This window comes from Streptomyces lincolnensis (genome assembly GCF_001685355.1).
Classification (GTDB): Bacteria; Actinomycetota; Actinomycetes; order Streptomycetales; family Streptomycetaceae; genus Streptomyces; species Streptomyces lincolnensis.
The window spans coordinates 2,419,752-2,437,130 of sequence record NZ_CP016438.1 but is presented as its reverse complement, the minus strand read 5'-3'; the positions used below and the strand labels follow the sequence as shown (position 1 = coordinate 2,437,130).

General features: G+C 70.9%; 16 protein-coding genes. 14 read left to right on the top strand and 2 right to left on the bottom strand.

All coding sequences use genetic code 11. The annotated features are described in order from the left end of the window. Positions 1-509: 509 nt before the first annotated feature. From SLINC_RS10765 to SLINC_RS10700, 14 genes are all read left to right on the top strand, one after another. On the top strand, positions 510-2,174 hold the full coding sequence (locus tag SLINC_RS10765) for a CTP synthase (protein WP_067429960.1): 1,665 nt from the start codon (positions 510-512) through the stop codon (positions 2,172-2,174). 82 nt (positions 2,175-2,256) lie between these two features. Beyond that, the gene (locus SLINC_RS10760) at positions 2,257-2,883 is read left to right on the top strand and encodes an NUDIX domain-containing protein (RefSeq protein ID WP_067429957.1); all 627 of its coding nucleotides are present in this window, start codon (positions 2,257-2,259) and stop codon (positions 2,881-2,883) included. Positions 2,884-3,135: 252 nt separating this feature from the next. Beyond that, a complete protein-coding gene (locus SLINC_RS10755; RefSeq protein WP_067429954.1) occupies positions 3,136-5,211 on the top strand; it encodes a tetratricopeptide repeat protein in 2,076 nt (691 codons plus the stop codon). Positions 5,212-5,358: 147 nt separating this feature from the next. After that, entirely contained in the window at positions 5,359-6,474 is a 1,116-nt protein-coding gene (gene ald, locus SLINC_RS10750) for an alanine dehydrogenase (protein ID WP_107406812.1), read from the top strand. A gap of 512 nt (positions 6,475-6,986) precedes the next feature. Further along, positions 6,987-8,003, top strand: coding sequence for a ParA family protein (locus SLINC_RS10745; RefSeq protein ID WP_016434573.1), 1,017 nt, complete (start codon positions 6,987-6,989; stop codon positions 8,001-8,003). Further along, entirely contained in the window at positions 7,988-8,572 is a 585-nt protein-coding gene (locus SLINC_RS10740; RefSeq protein ID WP_079164486.1) for a hypothetical protein, read from the top strand. Before SLINC_RS10745 ends, SLINC_RS10740 begins: the two co-directional genes overlap by 16 nt. 18 nt (positions 8,573-8,590) lie before the next feature. After that, entirely contained in the window at positions 8,591-9,619 is a 1,029-nt protein-coding gene (locus SLINC_RS10735) for a segregation and condensation protein A (RefSeq protein WP_067429949.1), read from the top strand. Beyond that, positions 9,616-10,266: an SMC-Scp complex subunit ScpB gene (scpB, locus tag SLINC_RS10730; RefSeq protein ID WP_067429947.1), complete on the top strand. Its 651-nt coding sequence runs from the start codon at positions 9,616-9,618 to the stop codon at positions 10,264-10,266. The genes SLINC_RS10735 and scpB overlap by 4 nt, the downstream gene beginning before the upstream one ends. 11 nt (positions 10,267-10,277) lie before the next feature. Next, complete coding sequence (locus SLINC_RS10725) at positions 10,278-11,393, top strand: pseudouridine synthase (RefSeq protein WP_067429945.1); 1,116 nt, start codon at positions 10,278-10,280, stop codon at positions 11,391-11,393. A gap of 126 nt (positions 11,394-11,519) precedes the next feature. Next, a complete protein-coding gene (locus tag SLINC_RS10720) occupies positions 11,520-12,482 on the top strand; it encodes a sigma-70 family RNA polymerase sigma factor (RefSeq protein WP_067429942.1) in 963 nt (320 codons plus the stop codon). Continuing rightward, positions 12,479-13,024, top strand: coding sequence for a TIGR03086 family metal-binding protein (locus SLINC_RS10715; protein WP_067429939.1), 546 nt, complete (start codon positions 12,479-12,481; stop codon positions 13,022-13,024). Before SLINC_RS10720 ends, SLINC_RS10715 begins: the two co-directional genes overlap by 4 nt. Before the next feature lie 51 nt (positions 13,025-13,075). Beyond that, positions 13,076-14,497, top strand: coding sequence for an MFS transporter (locus tag SLINC_RS10710; RefSeq protein ID WP_067429936.1), 1,422 nt, complete (start codon positions 13,076-13,078; stop codon positions 14,495-14,497). 92 nt (positions 14,498-14,589) lie between these two features. After that, positions 14,590-15,318 carry an NUDIX hydrolase gene (locus SLINC_RS10705; RefSeq protein WP_067429933.1) on the top strand — a complete coding sequence of 243 codons (729 nt, stop codon included), beginning with the start codon at positions 14,590-14,592 and terminating at the stop codon, positions 15,316-15,318. Continuing rightward, positions 15,315-16,334 carry an ADP-ribosylglycohydrolase family protein gene (locus tag SLINC_RS10700; RefSeq protein WP_067429930.1) on the top strand — a complete coding sequence of 340 codons (1,020 nt, stop codon included), beginning with the start codon at positions 15,315-15,317 and terminating at the stop codon, positions 16,332-16,334. Before SLINC_RS10705 ends, SLINC_RS10700 begins: the two co-directional genes overlap by 4 nt. Before the next feature lie 36 nt (positions 16,335-16,370). Here SLINC_RS10700 and SLINC_RS10695 read toward each other — a convergent pair whose 3' ends face one another. Continuing rightward, positions 16,371-16,781 carry a Rieske (2Fe-2S) protein gene (locus SLINC_RS10695; protein ID WP_067429927.1) on the bottom strand — a complete coding sequence of 137 codons (411 nt, stop codon included), beginning with the start codon at positions 16,779-16,781 and terminating at the stop codon, positions 16,371-16,373. Then, positions 16,778-17,362: a DUF6529 family protein gene (locus SLINC_RS10690; RefSeq protein ID WP_067429924.1), complete on the bottom strand. Its 585-nt coding sequence runs from the start codon at positions 17,360-17,362 to the stop codon at positions 16,778-16,780. Before SLINC_RS10690 ends, SLINC_RS10695 begins: the two co-directional genes overlap by 4 nt. Between the last annotated feature and the right edge of the window lie 17 nt (positions 17,363-17,379).

Genomic DNA, 17,379 nt, shown 5'->3' with positions numbered 1-17,379 from the left:
TGCAACTCCAGTCGAACGGCCACGTCACCCCCTGCAAGCAGGGGGCTGTCGCTTGGTGCGGTCAAGGGGGTCGTTGTAATGCGTCGTTGAGCGGTGAAGCAAAACAGTCATACCCCTGTGAGGCAAAACGGCAACTGTTGCTCAACGAACTGACGAGCTCTCGTTGTTCCGGTGATTACGGGCGGGGGTGATGCCGTGTTCCCGGCCGGGCTCGGCAGCGAGTGTCCGAGCAGGATACGACGCACGTAGATGATCTGCGTGCCGCTCCGGACAACGCGGATGAGCCGAACGGGTGAGCACCGGGTGAGAAAGACGTGTGTTCGTACGGGTTCGTGTCGAGGTGTGTGCAGAGCGTGGCCGGAAGCCATCTCCTCCGGTCGCTGATACCCTGGTAGCCCGTGGACCGGTGGGCACGAAACCCCCGAACCGCAGCGACGGCACCCCCGGAAATCACCGGTCGGCAGCCGCCCCGCACTCCAGATCGCGACCACGGGAGCCCCCTCTTGGCCATGCCGCCTGTTTTTCGAAACAGCACAGCTACGACGACCAAGCACATCTTCGTCACCGGGGGTGTCGCCTCCTCGCTCGGCAAGGGCCTGACGGCGTCCAGCCTCGGCATGCTGCTCAAGGCGCGGGGCCTGCGCGTCGTGATGCAGAAGCTCGACCCGTACCTGAACGTCGACCCGGGCACGATGAACCCCTTCCAGCACGGTGAGGTGTTCGTCACCAACGACGGCGCCGAGACCGACCTGGACATCGGCCACTACGAGCGTTTCCTCGACCGTGACCTGGACGGCTCCGCCAATGTCACCACCGGTCAGATCTACTCGACGGTGATCGCCAAGGAGCGGCGTGGCGAGTACCTCGGCGACACCGTGCAGGTCATCCCGCACATCACCAACGAGATCAAGCACCGCATCCGCCGCATGGCGACCGACGAGGTCGACGTCGTGATCACCGAGGTCGGTGGCACCGTCGGCGACATCGAGTCGCTGCCGTTCCTGGAGACCGTGCGCCAGGTCCGGCACGAGGTCGGCCGTGACAACGTCTTCGTCGTCCACATCTCGCTCCTGCCGTACATCGGACCGTCGGGTGAGCTGAAGACGAAGCCGACCCAGCACTCGGTTGCGGCTCTGCGCAACATCGGTATCCAGCCGGATGCGATCGTGCTGCGCTGCGACCGCGAGGTGCCGACCGCGATCAAGCGGAAGATCTCGCTGATGTGCGACGTCGACGAGGCCGCCGTGGTCGCCTGCCCCGACGCCCGCTCGATCTACGACATCCCCAAGACCGTGCACGGCGAGGGCCTGGACGCCTACGTCGTCCGCAAGCTGGACCTGCCGTTCCGGGATGTAGACTGGCGGACCTGGGACGACCTGCTCGACCGCGTCCACAACCCCGACCACGAGATCACGCTCGCCCTGGTCGGCAAGTACATCGACCTGCCCGACGCCTACCTCTCGGTCACCGAGGCGCTGCGCGCCGGCGGCTTCGCCAACAAGGCCCGCGTGAAGATCAAGTGGGTCACCTCCGACGACTGCAAGACCCCGGCCGGCGCCGCGGCGCAGCTCGGTGACGTCGACGGCATCTGCATCCCCGGCGGCTTCGGCGACCGCGGTGTGCTCGGCAAGGTGGGCGCGATCAAGTACGCCCGCGAGAACAGGATCCCGCTGCTCGGCCTCTGCCTGGGCCTTCAGTGCATCGTGATCGAGGCCGCGCGCAACCTCGCCGACATCCCGGACGCCAACTCCACCGAGTTCGACGCGGCCACCGGTCATCCGGTGATCTCCACCATGGCCGAGCAGCTCGACATCGTCGCCGGCGAGGGCGACATGGGCGGAACGATGCGGCTGGGCATGTACCCGGCCAAGCTCGCCGAGGGCTCCATCGTCCGCGAGGTGTACGACGGCAAGGAGTACGTCGAGGAGCGGCACCGGCACCGCTACGAGGTGAACAACGCCTACCGCGCGGAGCTGGAGAAGAAGGCGGGCATCCTGTTCTCCGGCACCTCGCCGGACGGCAAGCTCGTGGAGTACGTCGAGTACCCGCGCGAGGTCCACCCCTACCTGGTCGCCACGCAGGCGCACCCGGAGCTGCGCTCGCGTCCGACGCGTCCGCACCCGCTGTTCGCCGGGCTGGTGAAGGCCTCGGTCGCGCGGAAGATTTCCCAGTAGCACGACAGTTGTACGGTGGCCGGGGCGCGCGCATTCAAATGGCGGGCGTCCTGGCTTCTTTGTGCACGTGGGAGGACAGGGCATGACGATCAAGGACACCCCCGAGGCGTGGCAGGTCCGGGCCACCGAGACCCCCTTCGTGGGCAACAAGACCTCCGTCCGCACGGACGAGGTGGTCATGCCCGACGGCTCGGTGGTCAAGCGCGACTACCAGGTCCACCCCGGCTCCGTGGCCGTCCTCGCCCTCGACGAGGAGGACCGCGTGCTGCTCATCCGGCAGTACCGCCACCCCGTACGGCAGAAGCTGTGGGAGATCCCGGCCGGGCTGCTGGACGTGCCCGGCGAGAACCCGCTGCATGCCGCGCAGCGGGAGCTGTACGAGGAGGCGCACGTCAAGGCGGAGGACTGGCGGGTCCTCACGGACGTGTACACGACTCCGGGTGGGTGCGACGAGGCCGTGCGGATCTTTCTCGCGCGCAACCTCTCGGAAGCCGAGGGGGAGCGGTTCGAGGTCGAGGACGAGGAGACCGACCTGGAGTACGCGCGGGTGCCGGTGGACGAGCTGGCCCGGGGCGTCCTCGCCGGTGAGCTGCACAACAACTGCCTGGTCGTGGGTGTGCTTTCGCTGATCGCGGCGCGGGCCTCCGGCGGGCTGGACGGGTTGCGTGCGGCGGATGCGGAGTGGCCGGCACGGCCCTTTGAGGCGTGACGGGTCGCGCCGTCGGGATGCCGGTTCGTTGCGGGGCGCTTGTCCGATGTGGTTGCTCGCGCAGTTCCCCGCGCCCCTGAGGGGGCGCCATCGAACCGTCGGTGCTATGACCTGTTGATCCGATCGGGGGGTAATCGCGCTTTCCCCGCCCCGCTCCACCAGGAACGTTGCAGAGCGTGAACTAGGCTCTGAAAGTGCCCGAGCCGGAGTCCCGGTGGGGCTTTGCGCGTGCGGTGGGACGGGAGTGTGCCCGTGACGGATCAGGCGGTGGACACAGGCGACGTGGAGCTGTCGGGAGACGCTGCCGCGGAGAGTCGATTCCTGGGCCGCACAAGGGAGTTGAAAGAGCTCCGGGCCGACATCGAACGGGCCGGCCTGGACACCCTCGCCGGCCGCAAGGCCCCCCGCGCGCGCGTGCTCCTCATCGCGGGAAGGCCCGGCTCGGGGCGCACAGCGCTCGCCGAGGAACTCGTCCGGCAGGTCGCGGACCGTTACCGGGACGGCGTGCTCCGGGCCCGCCTCGGCGAGCCGGACGGCACGCCCGTGCCGGTGGAGCGCGCGGCCCGTGAACTGCTCACCGCTCTCGACGTGTCGGCGCCGGCGGGGGCGGACGAGGACGACCTCACCGAGGCGCTCCGCGAGGCCCTCGCCGACCGTCGGATGCTGATCCTGCTGGACGACGCGGCCACCGCCGAGCAGGTCGACGCCCTGCTGCCCGAGACCCCCGAGTGCCTGGTCGTCGCCGTCTCCGGGGGGCCGCTCACCGGGATCTCCGACGTCCGCCCCTGCACCCTGGGCGGCCTGGACACCAAGTCCGCGGTGGAACTGCTGTCCCGGCACACCGGGTCGGTCCGCATCACCGTCGACCCCCGCGCCGCCGAGGGCCTGGCCGAGGAGTGCCAGGGCCAGCCCGCCGCGCTGATGCTGGCCGGGGGCTGGCTCGCGGCCCGCCCCAAGGCGGCCGTCTCCGACCTGGCCAAGCAACTGCACGCCGAGGGCGACGAGGGCACCCCGCTCAGCCGGGTCTTCCGGCTCGCCTACTCCGCCCTGCCGACCCCGGCCGCCCGGATACTGCGCCTGCTCTCCCTCGCCCCGGCCGGTCTGGTCGACCCGCAGACCGCCTCCGCGCTCGCCGGCTGCTCGGTGAGCGGTGCCCGCACCACGCTGGACGACTTCGTCGCCCTCGGCCTGCTGCACGCGGTGGACTCGCCGCTGCCGCAGTACGAGGTCCCCGGCTGTCTGCACCCCCTGCTGAAGACCCTCGCCGAGAGCCAGGACCGCCCCGCCGAGCTCCAGCTCGCCCGCGCCCGCATGCTGGAGCGGACCCTGCGGCTGCTCCAGTCCTGCCGTGCGATCACCGAGACCGACAGTCCCGAGGCCCGCCAGAAGCTTCTGGCCATGCCCCAGGCCCTGCGTTTCCCGAACCCCCGGGCGGCCGCCGAATGGCTGAGCGTCCGCGGGCCCGCCCTGCTCGCCGCGGCCCGTCTCGCGGTCGCCGACGGGGAGCTGGACACCCTCGCCCGGCGCCTGATGTCCCAGCTGGTGCGCGCGATGGTGGCGCACTTCGGCACCCAGGCGGCCGCCCCCGACCTGTACGGCATCCACCGGCTCGTCCTCGACGTGGCCGAGCGGCGCGACCTGCCCCGTGAGAAGGCCGCCGCCCTGCTGAACCTCGCCGACCTGGACGCCCGCACCGGCCGGACCCAGGACGCGCTGGCGCGGTACCGGGCCGCGCTGGACGCCGGACGCGAGGCGAACGACCCGTATGCGACCGGCCGCGCGATGGAATCCGTAGGCGGTGCCCATCTGGAGACCGGGGACTACGACCGGGCCGCCGACTGGTTCGGCCGCGCCCTGGCCCAGCGGCTGGCCCGGGACGAGCGCGCCGACGCGGCCCGGCTCTACGGCCGGATCGCCGCCGCGCACACCTACGCGGGCCGTTACGGCGAGGCCCTCAGGAACTGGCGGGCCGCGGTCGCCGGGCACCGCAAGAACGGCGATGTCACCTCGCACGCACGGGCGTTGAGCGAACTCGCGCGCGTCCAGGAGTACGCCGGACGGCCCGAGGAGTCGCTGCGCACCTGCCAGGAGGCCGTGGAGTGGGCCCGCCGCGCCGAGGACGTACGCCTCCAGGCGGCGCTCCAGCTCAGGCTCGCCGACACGCTGGACCGCCTCGGCGATCCGGTGGCGGCGGCGATGCACCGGGGGACGGCCGAGCAGCTGCTGGGCGAGGAGCTTTCCGAGGCAGAACCGGAGCCGGAAACCCCCGATCTGCCGGAACACGACGCTAACGCCTGCGAAATCCGCAGTACATCCGCTGAAGATTGATGCAATGAAAGGCTAGACAGCGGGAACACCTTCATTAGACTGGCTCTGCCGCACCTTCTCCTGCGGTGTCTCCCGGTGTGCCCTCGCATGCCTGGGTATGTGTTGTATTGCTCCGTCACACCCTCTGAGCCAAGGACCGTGATCGACGTGAAGGTCGGCATCCCCCGCGAGGTCAAGAACAACGAGTTCCGGGTGGCCATCACCCCCGCCGGTGTGCACGAGCTGGTGCGCCACGGCCACCAGGTCGTCATCGAGCGCGGCGCCGGCATCGGCTCCTCGATCCCGGACGAGGAGTACGTCCGCGAGGGTGCCCGGATCCTGGACACCGCCGACGAGGTGTGGGCCACCGCCGACCTGCTGCTGAAGGTCAAGGAGCCCATCGCCGAGGAGTACCACCGCCTCCGCAAGGACCAGACGCTCTTCACCTACCTGCACCTGGCCGCCTCCAAGGAGTGCACGGACGCGCTCGTCGAGTCCGGCACCACGGCGATCGCCTACGAGACGGTCGAGCTGCCCAGTCGCGCGCTCCCGCTGCTCGCCCCGATGTCCGAGGTCGCGGGCCGGCTCGCCCCGCAGGTCGGCGCCTACCACCTGATGCGCTCGGCCGGCGGCCGCGGTGTGCTCCCCGGCGGTGTTCCCGGCACCCAGCCCGCGAAGGCCGTCGTCATCGGCGGTGGCGTCTCCGGCTGGAACGCCACGCAGATCGCCGTCGGCATGGGCTTCCACGTCACGCTGCTCGACCGCGACATCAACAAGCTGCGCGAGGCGGACAAGGTCTTCGGCACCAAGGTCCGGGCGATCATGTCGAACGCCTTCGAGCTGGAGAAGGCCGTCCTGGAAGCCGACCTCGTCATCGGCGCGGTGCTCATCCCGGGCGCCAAGGCCCCGAAGCTGGTCACCAACGAACTCGTGGCGCGGATGAAGCCGGGAAGTGTCCTTGTCGACATCGCGATCGACCAGGGCGGCTGCTTCGAGGACTCACGGCCGACGACCCACGCGGAGCCGACCTTCACGGTCCACGACTCGGTCTTCTACTGCGTCGCCAACATGCCCGGCGCGGTGCCCAACACCTCCACCTACGCGCTCACCAACGCCACGCTGCCGTACATCGTCGAGCTCGCCGACCGCGGCTGGGTGGAGGCGCTGCGCCGGGATCCCGCGCTGGCCCGGGGTCTCAACACCCATGACGGCCAGGTGGTTTACCGGGAGGTCGCCGAGGCGCACGGCCTGGAGCACGTCGAGCTGGCGTCGCTGCTCGGCTGACCGCCGACGTTAAGTCTCCTTTTGGTAAAGGTCGATACGTCAACACAGGTCGTCAACACCGTAAGCCCGGCCGGACCTTGCCCGACAAGGTCCGGTCAGGTGTGTGTATGGTCACTTTGCGGCTCTAGGCCAACTCGCCTCGAACGTAACTCTTCAACCGATTCGTACACCGGCGAAACCCACCGTGCGACGGCCGTACGCCCTTGACAGAGGGATGTTTCATTGCCGACACATCCTGCCGGGTCCGGCGGATTGTGTTGCTGCGGACGCCCGACACGCCATAGAGTCGCCAACCGTCGGCATGGTGCCACGCTGACCTGTCTAGAAGTTTCCTGGTCACCAAGGAGGTAAGACGACTTGTGAATGAGTCGACATTTTCTCCCGGGGGTGGTCAACCAGGAACGCCTGCGCAGGGGACCCAGGGTCCCGCGGGGTTCGAGGCTGTCGGCTCCGTCGCGGTGCGCACCTTCGCAGCCCACCAGAGTCCGCAGGCGACTCGGACACACCACAGCATGGATGGCCATCACGTGAACGCCATGGCCGGCGACGGAAGTGGCGCGCCCCACAACCACTTCGCCGACTACGACGAACTGCCCGAGGGGCACTTCTACGACCCCGACGCCGAGTACGAGCCAGACCCCGAATACGCGGCCACGCTCGCGCCCGACGCTGCCCGTCAGCGCCGGGAGCGCATCGGCCCGACGGGTCGGCCACTGCCGTACTTCCCGATCCCGGGCCCGCTGACCGATCACGGACCCGCGAAGATCATCGCGATGTGCAACCAGAAGGGCGGCGTGGGCAAGACGACGTCGACCATCAACCTGGGTGCCGCGCTCGCGGAGTACGGCCGTCGCGTGCTGCTCGTGGACTTCGACCCGCAGGGCGCGCTGTCGGTGGGTCTCGGTGTCAACCCGATGGAGCTCGACCTCACCGTCTACAACCTGCTCATGGAGCGGGGCATGGCGGCCGACGAGGTCCTGCTGAAGACCGCGGTCCCCAACATGGACCTGCTGCCGAGCAACATCGACCTGTCGGCGGCGGAGGTCCAGCTGGTCTCCGAGGTCGCGCGCGAGTCGACGCTCCAGCGCGCCCTGAAGCCGCTCATGGCCGACTACGACTACATCGTGATCGACTGTCAGCCCTCGCTCGGCCTGCTCACGGTGAACGCCCTGACGGCCGCGCACAAGGTGATAGTGCCACTGGAGTGCGAGTTCTTCGCGCTGCGTGGTGTCGCGCTGCTGACGGAGACCATCGAGAAGGTCCAGGAGCGGCTCAACCCCGAGCTGGAGCTCGACGGGATCCTCGCCACGATGTACGACTCGCGCACCGTGCACAGCCGTGAGGTGCTCGCGCGGGTCGTCGAGGCGTTCGACGACCACGTCTACCACACGGTCATCGGGCGCACGGTCCGCTTCCCGGAGACCACGGTCGCCGGAGAGCCGATCACCACGTACGCCTCCAACTCCGTCGGCGCCGCCGCCTACCGTCAGCTCGCCAGGGAGGTGCTCGCCCGGTGTCACGCCGAGTGAGTCTGCCGGGGGCCGACGAACTGTTCCGTACGACAGGGGGAATGGCGCTCCAGTCGTCCACTCCCCGGCGCCCGGCCAACGGCGAGGCCCGGGTGCCGGCTCCGGCGGGGGAGAGCGACGGGGCCGCGGCCCCGTCGCCCGAGGACGCGCCGCAGTCGGTGCCCGCGCAGGGCGGTGACGGCGAGGGCGCGGAGCACGTGGCCGCGGAGCCGGAGTCGGCCGATGGCGGCGAGTCCCGCAGCCGCGGGGCCGGAGGGGACCGCTCGGGGCGACGTCAGGGGCCGCAGGAAGGTTCTGCCACGGCCGCCGCCAACGCCCAGCCCCGCAAGCGCGGGCGGAGCCCTTCACGCCGGCCCAGCGGACGCGAACGCCACGACGAGAAGATCACGGTCTACGTCTCCGCCGAGGAGCTCATGGACCTGGAGCACGCGCGTCTGGTCCTGCGCGGCGAACACGGGCTGGCCGTCGACCGCGGGCGGATCGTCCGCGAGGCGGTCGCCGTCGTGCTGGCCGATCTGGAGTCCCGCGGAGACGCGAGCATTCTCGTACGACGACTGCGCGGGCGGTAGCGGTAGCCTGCGAGGGCCATGACCTCGAACGACGCCACCGCCGCCGGCTCAGCAGCCGGTCGTCGGCGTGCGCTGGGGCGGGGACCGGGTACGGCACCCGAGCCCGAGCCTGAGGTCGAGCCTGGGCCTGAGGCCGAGCCCGAGGTCGAGCCTCGGCCCGACACCGGCGGGCACGACGCGGGCGAGCGGGAAGCCGTACCGCCGGACGCCGAGCCCGACGAGACTCCCGACGGTGTCTTCAAGGTTCGGCTGGCGAACTTCGAGGGCCCCTTCGATCTGCTGCTTCAGCTGATCTCCAAGCACAAGCTGGACGTCACCGAGGTCGCGCTGTCGAAGGTGACCGACGAGTTCATGGCGCACATCAGGGCGATGGGGCCGGACTGGGATCTGGACCAGACGACCGAGTTCCTGGTCGTGGCCGCCACGCTGCTCGATCTGAAGGCGGCCAGGCTGCTGCCCGCGGCCGAGGTGGAGGACGAGGCGGATCTGGCGCTGCTGGAGGCGCGGGACCTGCTGTTCGCGCGGCTGCTCCAGTACCGGGCGTACAAGCGGATCGCCGAGATCTTCAGCGGGCGGCTGGACGAGGAGGCCCGGCGCTATCCCCGTACCGTCGGACTGGAACCGCACCACGCCGAGTTGCTGCCCGAGGTGGTCATCAGGATCGGGGCGGAAGGATTCGCCAAGCTCGCCGTCAAGGCGATGCAGCCCAAGCCCAAGCCGCAGGTGTACGTCGACCACATCCACGCGCCGCTGGTCAGTGTGCAGGAGCAGGCGCAGATCGTGGTGGCGCGGCTGAAGGAGCTCGGCGAGGCCAGCTTCCGGTCACTGATCGAGGACACCGAGGACACCCTCACCGTCGTGGCCCGTTTCCTGGCTCTGCTGGAGCTGTACCGCGAGAAGGCCGTGGCGCTGGACCAGGAGACCGCTCTCGGGGAGCTGCTGGTGCGCTGGACCGGCGGGGACGGGGAGGAGACGCCGACGGTCACGGACGAGTTCGACCGGCCGCCCGAGGTGCCCAAGGACGAGGCCAAGGAGAAGAAGGCGTGAGCGAGGAGAGCACCGAGGTCCCGGCCGGGCTGCGTACCGTCGCCGACCTCGATCTCAAGCCGGCCCTGGAGGCCGTACTCATGGTCGTGGACGAGCCCGCGACCGAGGAGCACCTGGCGAAGATCCTCCAGCGGCCCGAGCGGCAGATCGCGGACGCGCTGCGCGAGCTGGCCGACGACTACACCGTGCAGGGGCGCGGCTTCGAACTGCGGCTGATCGCGGGCGGCTGGCGTTTCTACAGCCGTCCCGAGTACGCGGCGGCCGTCGAGGGCTTCGTCCTGGACGGCCAGCAGGCCCGGCTCACCCAGGCCGCGCTGGAGACGCTCGCGGTCGTCGCCTACCGCCAGCCGGTCAGCCGCAGCCGGGTCTCCGCGGTGCGCGGAGTCAACTGCGACGGTGTGATGCGCACCCTCCTCCAGCGGGGTCTGGTCCAGGAGGCGGGCACGGAACCCGAAACAGGTGCGATCCTGTACACGACGACGAACTACTTTCTGGAGCGGATGGGCCTGCGCGGCCTGGACGAGCTCCCGGAGCTCGCGCCCTTCCTCCCGGAGGCGGAGGCGATCGAGGCCGAGACCCAGGAAGGCGTCCCGTCGTTCGATCCGGACGCTCCTGACGCGCCGGACACACCCGAGACAGACGACTAGACGGAACTTTGATGCGAAGCAGTAGCGGCAGGAACAGCAGCGGAAACAACGGCGGGAGCCGTGGTGGCAACAGCGGCGGCCGCGGCGGGAGCAGCGGTGGCCGCGGTAACCACCGCGGTGCCGGGAACGACCGGGACGACAAGCAGGGCGGCAGGCCGAAGAAGCCGCGCCCGGAGGAGCGCCGCTACGACGTGGGCCCCGGCGCGTCCCACGAGGGCCCGAAGGCGGGGCGCGGCGGCGCGGCCCGCGGCGGCGCCAAGGGCGGGCCGAAGAAGCCCCAGCAGCGTGGGCGGTCGGCTCCGGCGACCTCGCGTGAGTACGAGACGCGGGCCGAGGAGCGCAACCGGGAGCGGTACGCGGGCAAGAAGGACGTCAAGCTGCCCAAGACCTTCCCGGGCGCCGAGCAGGAGGGCGAGCGGCTCCAGAAGATCCTCGCGCGCGCGGGCTACGGCTCCCGGCGGGCCTGCGAGGAGCTGATCGAGCAGGCGCGGGTCGAGGTCAACGGCGAGATCGTCCTGGAGCAGGGCAAGCGCGTCGACCCGGAGAAGGACGAGGTCAAGGTCGACGGCCTGACCGTGGCGACGCAGTCGTACCAGTTCTTCTCGCTGAACAAGCCCGCCGGTGTCGTCTCGACGATGGAGGACAACGAGGGCCGGCAGTGCCTCGGGGACTACGTCACCAACCGTGAGACGCGGCTCTTCCACGTGGGGCGGCTCGACACCGAGACCGAGGGCGTCATCCTGCTCACCAACCACGGCGAGCTGGCCCACCGGCTGACCCACCCCAAGTACGGCGTGAAGAAGGTCTACCTCGCGCACATCGTGGGCCCGATCCCGCGCGACCTGGGCAAGCAGCTCAAGGACGGCGTCCAGCTGGAGGACGGGTACGCGAAGGCGGACCACTTCCGGGTCGTCGAGCAGACCGGCAAGAACTACCTGGTCGAGGTGACCCTCCACGAGGGCCGCAAGCACATCGTCCGCCGCATGCTCGCGGAGGCCGGCTTCCCGGTCGACAAGCTGGTGCGCGTCGCCTTCGGTCCGATCACCCTGGGCGACCAGAAGTCGGGCTGGCTGCGGCGGCTGTCCAACACCGAGGTCGGGATGCTGATGAAGGAAGTCGATCTCTAAGCACCCCTCCCGCTCTGAGCACCCCTCCTGAGCGACTGTTCACGTCGGCCGGTTCCGGATCGTTCCGGGACCGGCCGATGCCTTTTCGCCCTCCCGCCGGTCTGTATCGGTGACGGAGGGAGCACCATGACCGCGACGACCTCGGACCGCGAGGAGTTCGTACGGCTGACAGACCCGTACCGGCGGGAGCTGCTGGCGCACTGCTACCGGATGCTGGGCTCGGTGGACGAGGCCGAGGACCTGGTCCAGGAGACCTATCTGCGGGCCTGGCGCTCCTACGACGGCTACGAGGGCCGGGCGTCCCTGCGGACCTGGCTGCACCGCATCGCCACCAACACGTGTCTGACGGCGCTGGAGAGCCGTGCGCGGCGTCCGCTGCCCTCGGGGCTCGGCGGGCCGTCAGAGGCCCCTGAGGAGCCGCTGAGGGCCTCCGCGACGGATGTTCCGTGGCTCCAGCCGCTGCCCGAGGCGCTCGTGGACCCCGCGACCGTCGTGGCGGCCCGCGGCAGTCTGCGGCTCGCGCTGGTCGCCGCGCTCCAGCACCTGCCCGCCCGACAGCGGGCCGTGCTCATCCTGCGGGACGTGCTGGCCTGGCGGGCGCCGGAGGTCGCCTCGATGCTCGGGACCTCGACCGCGGCGGTCAAGAGCACCCTCCAGCGCGCGCGTGCCCGGCTCGACGAGGTGGCCCCGGACGAGGACCTCGTCGTCGAACCCGGGGGCGCCGCCGACCGCGAGGTGCTCGACCGCTACATGGCCGCCTTCGAGAACGCCGACCTGGACGCCCTGCTCGGGCTCCTCCAGGACGGCATCGAGCTGGAGATGCCGCCCCACCTGGAGTGGTTCAGCGGGAAGAAGGACGTGCTGCGGTTCTTCGGGGCGCGGGTGCGCGAGCCGGGGAGGCTGCGGATGGTGCCGGTCCGGGCGAACGGACAGCCGGCCGTCGCGATGTACGAGCGGGGCGCGGACGGTGTGCTGCGCGCGCACTCCGTGCAGGTGCTCGCCGTCCGGGGCGGTGCGATCGCGCGCATCACGGCCTTCCTGGAGCCGGAGCTGTTCGCCCGCTTCGGCCTGTCCCCGGTGCTGTCGTGAACTCCGGGGAGCTGCTGGAGCGTTCGCTCGCCTACGCCTGGGGGAGCGTCGCCGAGGTGGGGGACGGCCCTCTGGAGCGGCGCACCCCGTGTGCCGCGTGGGACCTGGAGCACCTGCTCGGGCATCTCGACGACTCGCTGGACGCGTTGTACGAGGGGCTGACGGGCGGGCGGATCGGGCTGTTGCCCCACACCGACCGCGCCTGCGGCTTCCGCACGCGCGCGGGTGCGGTGCTCGGCGCCTGGTCCGCCGGTCCGCCGGGGCGGGTCCTCGTCGGTGAACGGCCGCTGGACGTGCGGGTGATGGCCGTCGTGGGCGCCGTCGAGATCGCCGTGCACGGCTGGGACGTCGCCCAGGCGTGCGGGCGGCCCCGGCCCATCCCGGTCGCCCTCGCGGCCGAGTTGCTGCCGCTCGCCCGGTGCCTGGTCGCGGAGGAGGACCGGGGGGTGCGGTTCGCCGCGCCGGTCGCCGTGCCGGACCGCGCCCGGCCGGACGCCCGTCTGCTGGCCTTCCTGGGGCGCCGCGATTCCTTTCCGGGGTGAGGCGGGTCTGCCTTCCGTGAGTGACCTCAAGAACTCACGGAAGGCACTGTCATGACCGACCTCCTCAAGGTCCCCCTCAGCACCCCGCCCCCCGAGAAGGCACCACCACCGCGCGCGTGGACGGTGATTCTCGCCGGGCTCGGGGCGCTGTTGTGCTCCCTGGACGTCGTGGTCGTCGCCACCGCACTGCCCGCCCTGCGGGCCGACTTCGGGGCGAGCCTGTCCGAACTGGAATGGACGATCAACGCCTACAACCTCGCCTTCGCCTGCCTCACCCTGACCGGCGCCGCGCTCGGCGACCGCTTCGGGCGGCGGCGCATGTACGTCGTCGGGCTCGCCGTGTTCACCCTGGCGTCCGCCACCGCGGCCCTCGCCGGCAGCGCGGACCAGCTCATCGGCGCGCGCGTCCTCCAGGGCGCCGGAGCGGCCGTTCTGCTGCCGCTCACCCTGACCCTCATCAGCGAGGCCTTCCCGGCCGAGAAACGAGGGGTCGCGATCGGCCTGTGGGGCGGGGTGACCGGGCTGGGTGTGGCGGCCGGGCCGGTGCTGGGCGGGGCCGTCACCGAGGGACTGTCCTGGCAGTGGATCTTCTGGCTGAACGTGCCGATCGGGCTCGCGATGCTCCCCTTCGCCGCCACGAAGCTCCAGGAGAGCTATGGCACACGGCCCCGGCTCGACATCGTGGGGCTGGTGCTGGCGGCCGTCGGTCTGACGGGTCTGGCCTGGGCGCCGGTGCGGGCGCCGGAGGCGGGGTGGGGGAGCGCGGAGGTGCTGACCGCGCTGGTCGCCGGGGTGGTGTTCACCACGGCCTTCCTCGGGTGGGAGCGCAAGGGCGCCCGGTATCCGATGCTGCCCCTGGAGCACTTCCGCCGACGCGGCTTCTCCACCGCCAACGCGGCCGCCTTCCTCCTCTTCGCCTCCCTGCTCGGCGCCCTCTTCACGGTCACCCAGCTCTTCCAGTTCGGGCTTGGCTACTCGCCCCTGGAGGCGGGCGTCCGCGTTCTCGTCTGGAACGGCATGCCGCTGCTGGTAGCCCCGATCGCGGGTGCGCTCGCGGACCGGTACGGCACCCGGCCCTTCATGCTGGCCGGACTGGCGCTCCAGGGTCTGGGCCTCGCCCTGCTGGCCTGGCAGGTCGAGCCCGGCGTCGGATACGGCCGTCTCGTCGTCCCGCTGGTCATCGCGGGCGTCGGCATCTCGCTGGTGTTCCCGAGCGTGGCCAACGCCGTGACCGCCTCGGTGCCGCTGAGCGAGGCGGGCATCGCGGCCGGCGTCAACAACGCGCTGCGCGAACTGGGCGGGGTCTTCGGCGTCGCCACCGTCGCCGCGGTCTTCACCACCTACGGCGGCTACGCCTCACCGGCCGACTTCCTGGACGGGGCCGCGCCCGCGCTGTGGGTGTCGGCGGGAGTGGCGGCCACGGGGGCGGTGGTGGCGCTGTTCGCGCCCTCGCGAGCGGCCTCCGGACCATAAGCCGCCGGTTCGGCAACACAAGCCGCCGGTTCGGCCCGGGGGTTGTGCCGACACCCCCACCCTCTTTATAGTCGTAGTGACTATTAAAGGGGGTGGGGGTGGTGCAGGGCTACGACAAGTACGCCCACGAACCCTTCGCGGTGACCGTCGACCTCGCTGTCCTCACGCTGCGGGAGGGTGCGCTGCATGTGCTGCTCGTCGAGCGCGGACAGGAGCCGTACCGCGGCCATTGGGCGCTCCCCGGTGGGTTCCTGCACCCGGACGAGTCCGCGGAGAGGGCGGCCCGGCGCGAACTCGCCGAGGAGACCGGCCTGGCCGACGTCTCCGGACTGCACCTGGAGCAGCTGCGGACCTACAGCGAGCCGGACCGGGACCCCCGGATGCGGGTCGTGTCGGTCGCCTTCGCGGCGCTGCTCCCGGACCCGCCCGAGCCGCACGGCGGCAGCGACGCGGCCGAGGCCCGCTGGGTGCCGTACGACAAGGCCGGACCGCTCGCCTTCGACCACGACCGGATCCTGGCCGACGCCCACGAACGCGTCGGCGCCAAGTTCGAGTACACCTGCCTGGCCACCGCCTTCTGCCCGCCGGAGTTCACCCTCGGCGAGCTCCAGCAGGTCTACGAGACCGTCTGGGGCACCGCCCTGGACCGGCCCAACTTCCGCCGCAAGGTGCTCGCCACGCCCGGCTTCGTCGAGGCGGTGCCGGGTGCCGCGCGGCTGACCGGCGGGCGCGGCAAACCGGCCGCGGTGTACCGCGCGGGTACGGCCACCGCCCTCTACCCGCCCCTCCTCCGACCGTCCCGGGAAGGACGCCCCGCATGACCACGACCCTCACCAAGCGCGCCGCCACCGGAGCGCTCATCGGGCTCGCCCTCGGGGACGCGCTCGGGTTTCCGACGGAGTTCAACGACGTGCCGTCGATCCTCGCCAAGTGCGGCCCATGGCGCGAGATGCGGCTGCCGACGCCCGCGATCGTCACCGACGACACGCAGATGACGCTGGCCCTGGCGCGGGGACTGCGGACGGCGACGGACCGGGGCGTACTCCGGCCCGAGGAGATGGTCGAGCCGGTACGGCAGGAGTTCATCGCCTGGAACCGCTCGCCCGAGAACAACCGCGCCCCGGGCAACACCTGCCTGCGGGCCTGTGAACTGCTGGAGCGCCCGCACCTGCCCTGGCAGGAGGCCAGCCAGATCGGCTCCAAGGGCTGCGGAGCCAACATGCGGGTCGCACCCCTCGGGCTCGTCCCCGGGCTGAGCGACGAACAGCGCGCGGGCGCCGCCCAGTTGCAGGCCGCCCTCACCCACGGGCATCCGACGGCACTGGCCGCGTCCGACCTCACCGCGCACGCCGTACGGCTGCTCGCGCAGGGGACCGAACCGACCGGACTGGTCGGGCTGCTGCGGTCGTACGCCCTGGAGAACCGCAGCCACTACCACGAGCGCTGGCTCGGCGATCTGTGGACGCGGAGTCAGGACCCGACACCCGAGCACTTCATCACCCGGGGATGGGACGAGTGCCTGGAAAGCCTGGAGCGCCTCCAGCGCGCCCTGCGCAGCCCCTCGCCCGAGACCGACCCGTGCCTGGCCACCGGGGCGGGCTGGATCGCCGAAGAGGCGCTGGCGACCGGCCTGTTGTGCTTCCTGCTTTTCGTCGACGAGCCGCTGACCGCCCTGCGCCGGGCGGCCTGCACCTCCGGGGACTCGGACTCGATCGCCTGTCTGGCGGGCGCCTTCGCGGGCGCGCATCTGGGCTCCGAGGTCTGGCCCCGGGACTGGGCGGACCGGATCGAGTACCAGGGCGAACTGGTGACGCTCGGGGCGCTCTGGGACGCCTGACGGGCCTGGCTGTCGTTCGGGTCCCGGCTCCTGGGGTCAGGCCAGGGTGATGGAGTCGCCCGTCACCTTGATCTGCTTCTCGGGCAGCGGCTTCGTCGCGGGCGGGTTGGCCACCGAACCGTCCGTGATCTTGAACTTGCTGCCGTGGCAGGTGCAGTTGATGGTGCCGTCGGAGACGTTCGCCACCGGACACTGCTGGTGGGTGCAGATGTTCGAGAAGGCCTTGAACTCGCCCTGGGTCGGCTGGGTCACCACGATCTTCTCGTCCTTGAAGATCGTGCCCCCGCCGACCGGGATGTCGCCGGTCTTCGCCAGTTCCTGACCGGCGGAGGCGGCGACCGAGGACGACCCGGAGTCACTCTCGCCGCCGTACTCGCTGCACCCGACGGTGAGCGCGGCCGCGCCCGTCGCGAGAAGGATCGTGCGCCGCGTCGGGTCCTGCGTCATGTCGTCACTCCGAAGGTGCGGAAGAACCAGAGGGCTGAGGTCAGCCAGATGACCGTGAGGGCGGTGAAGACCACACCGCCGACGACCGGCAGCAGCCAGCCGGGCAGTCGCTCCGAGCGGAGCAGCAGCATCTTCGCACTGAAAGCACCGAAGAAGAAACAACCCAGGAGGGAGTGCCACAGAACGCGCGATTCGTATGTCTGGTAGCCCAACGCGTACAAGCAGTGCACCGCCACCGGAACCGACACCAGGAAGGCCACCCGGCCCGACCAGCGGTGCAGCACCGACGACCAGCGGGGTCCCGGCAGCTTGCCGTACACCATGGCCGCCGAGACCACCTGGACGAGCGCGAAGAAGATCGCGGCCGTCGCCAGCCAGGACTTCACCGCCTGGGTGCTGCTGAAGCCGGCGAGGTTGAACGAGGTGCCCGCCGGGTCGTGAACCTTGCCGTACACACCCAGCCCGACCGCCACCGCGCCGGCCACGAGCGCCGGGACGAGATAGCGGGCGGGATGCGGCGCCCGGTGGGCGGGCTCGGGGGAGGGGAAGTCCTGGGTGGCGGCGTTCGGGTCGACAGTCATGAACGACTCCAGGAGAG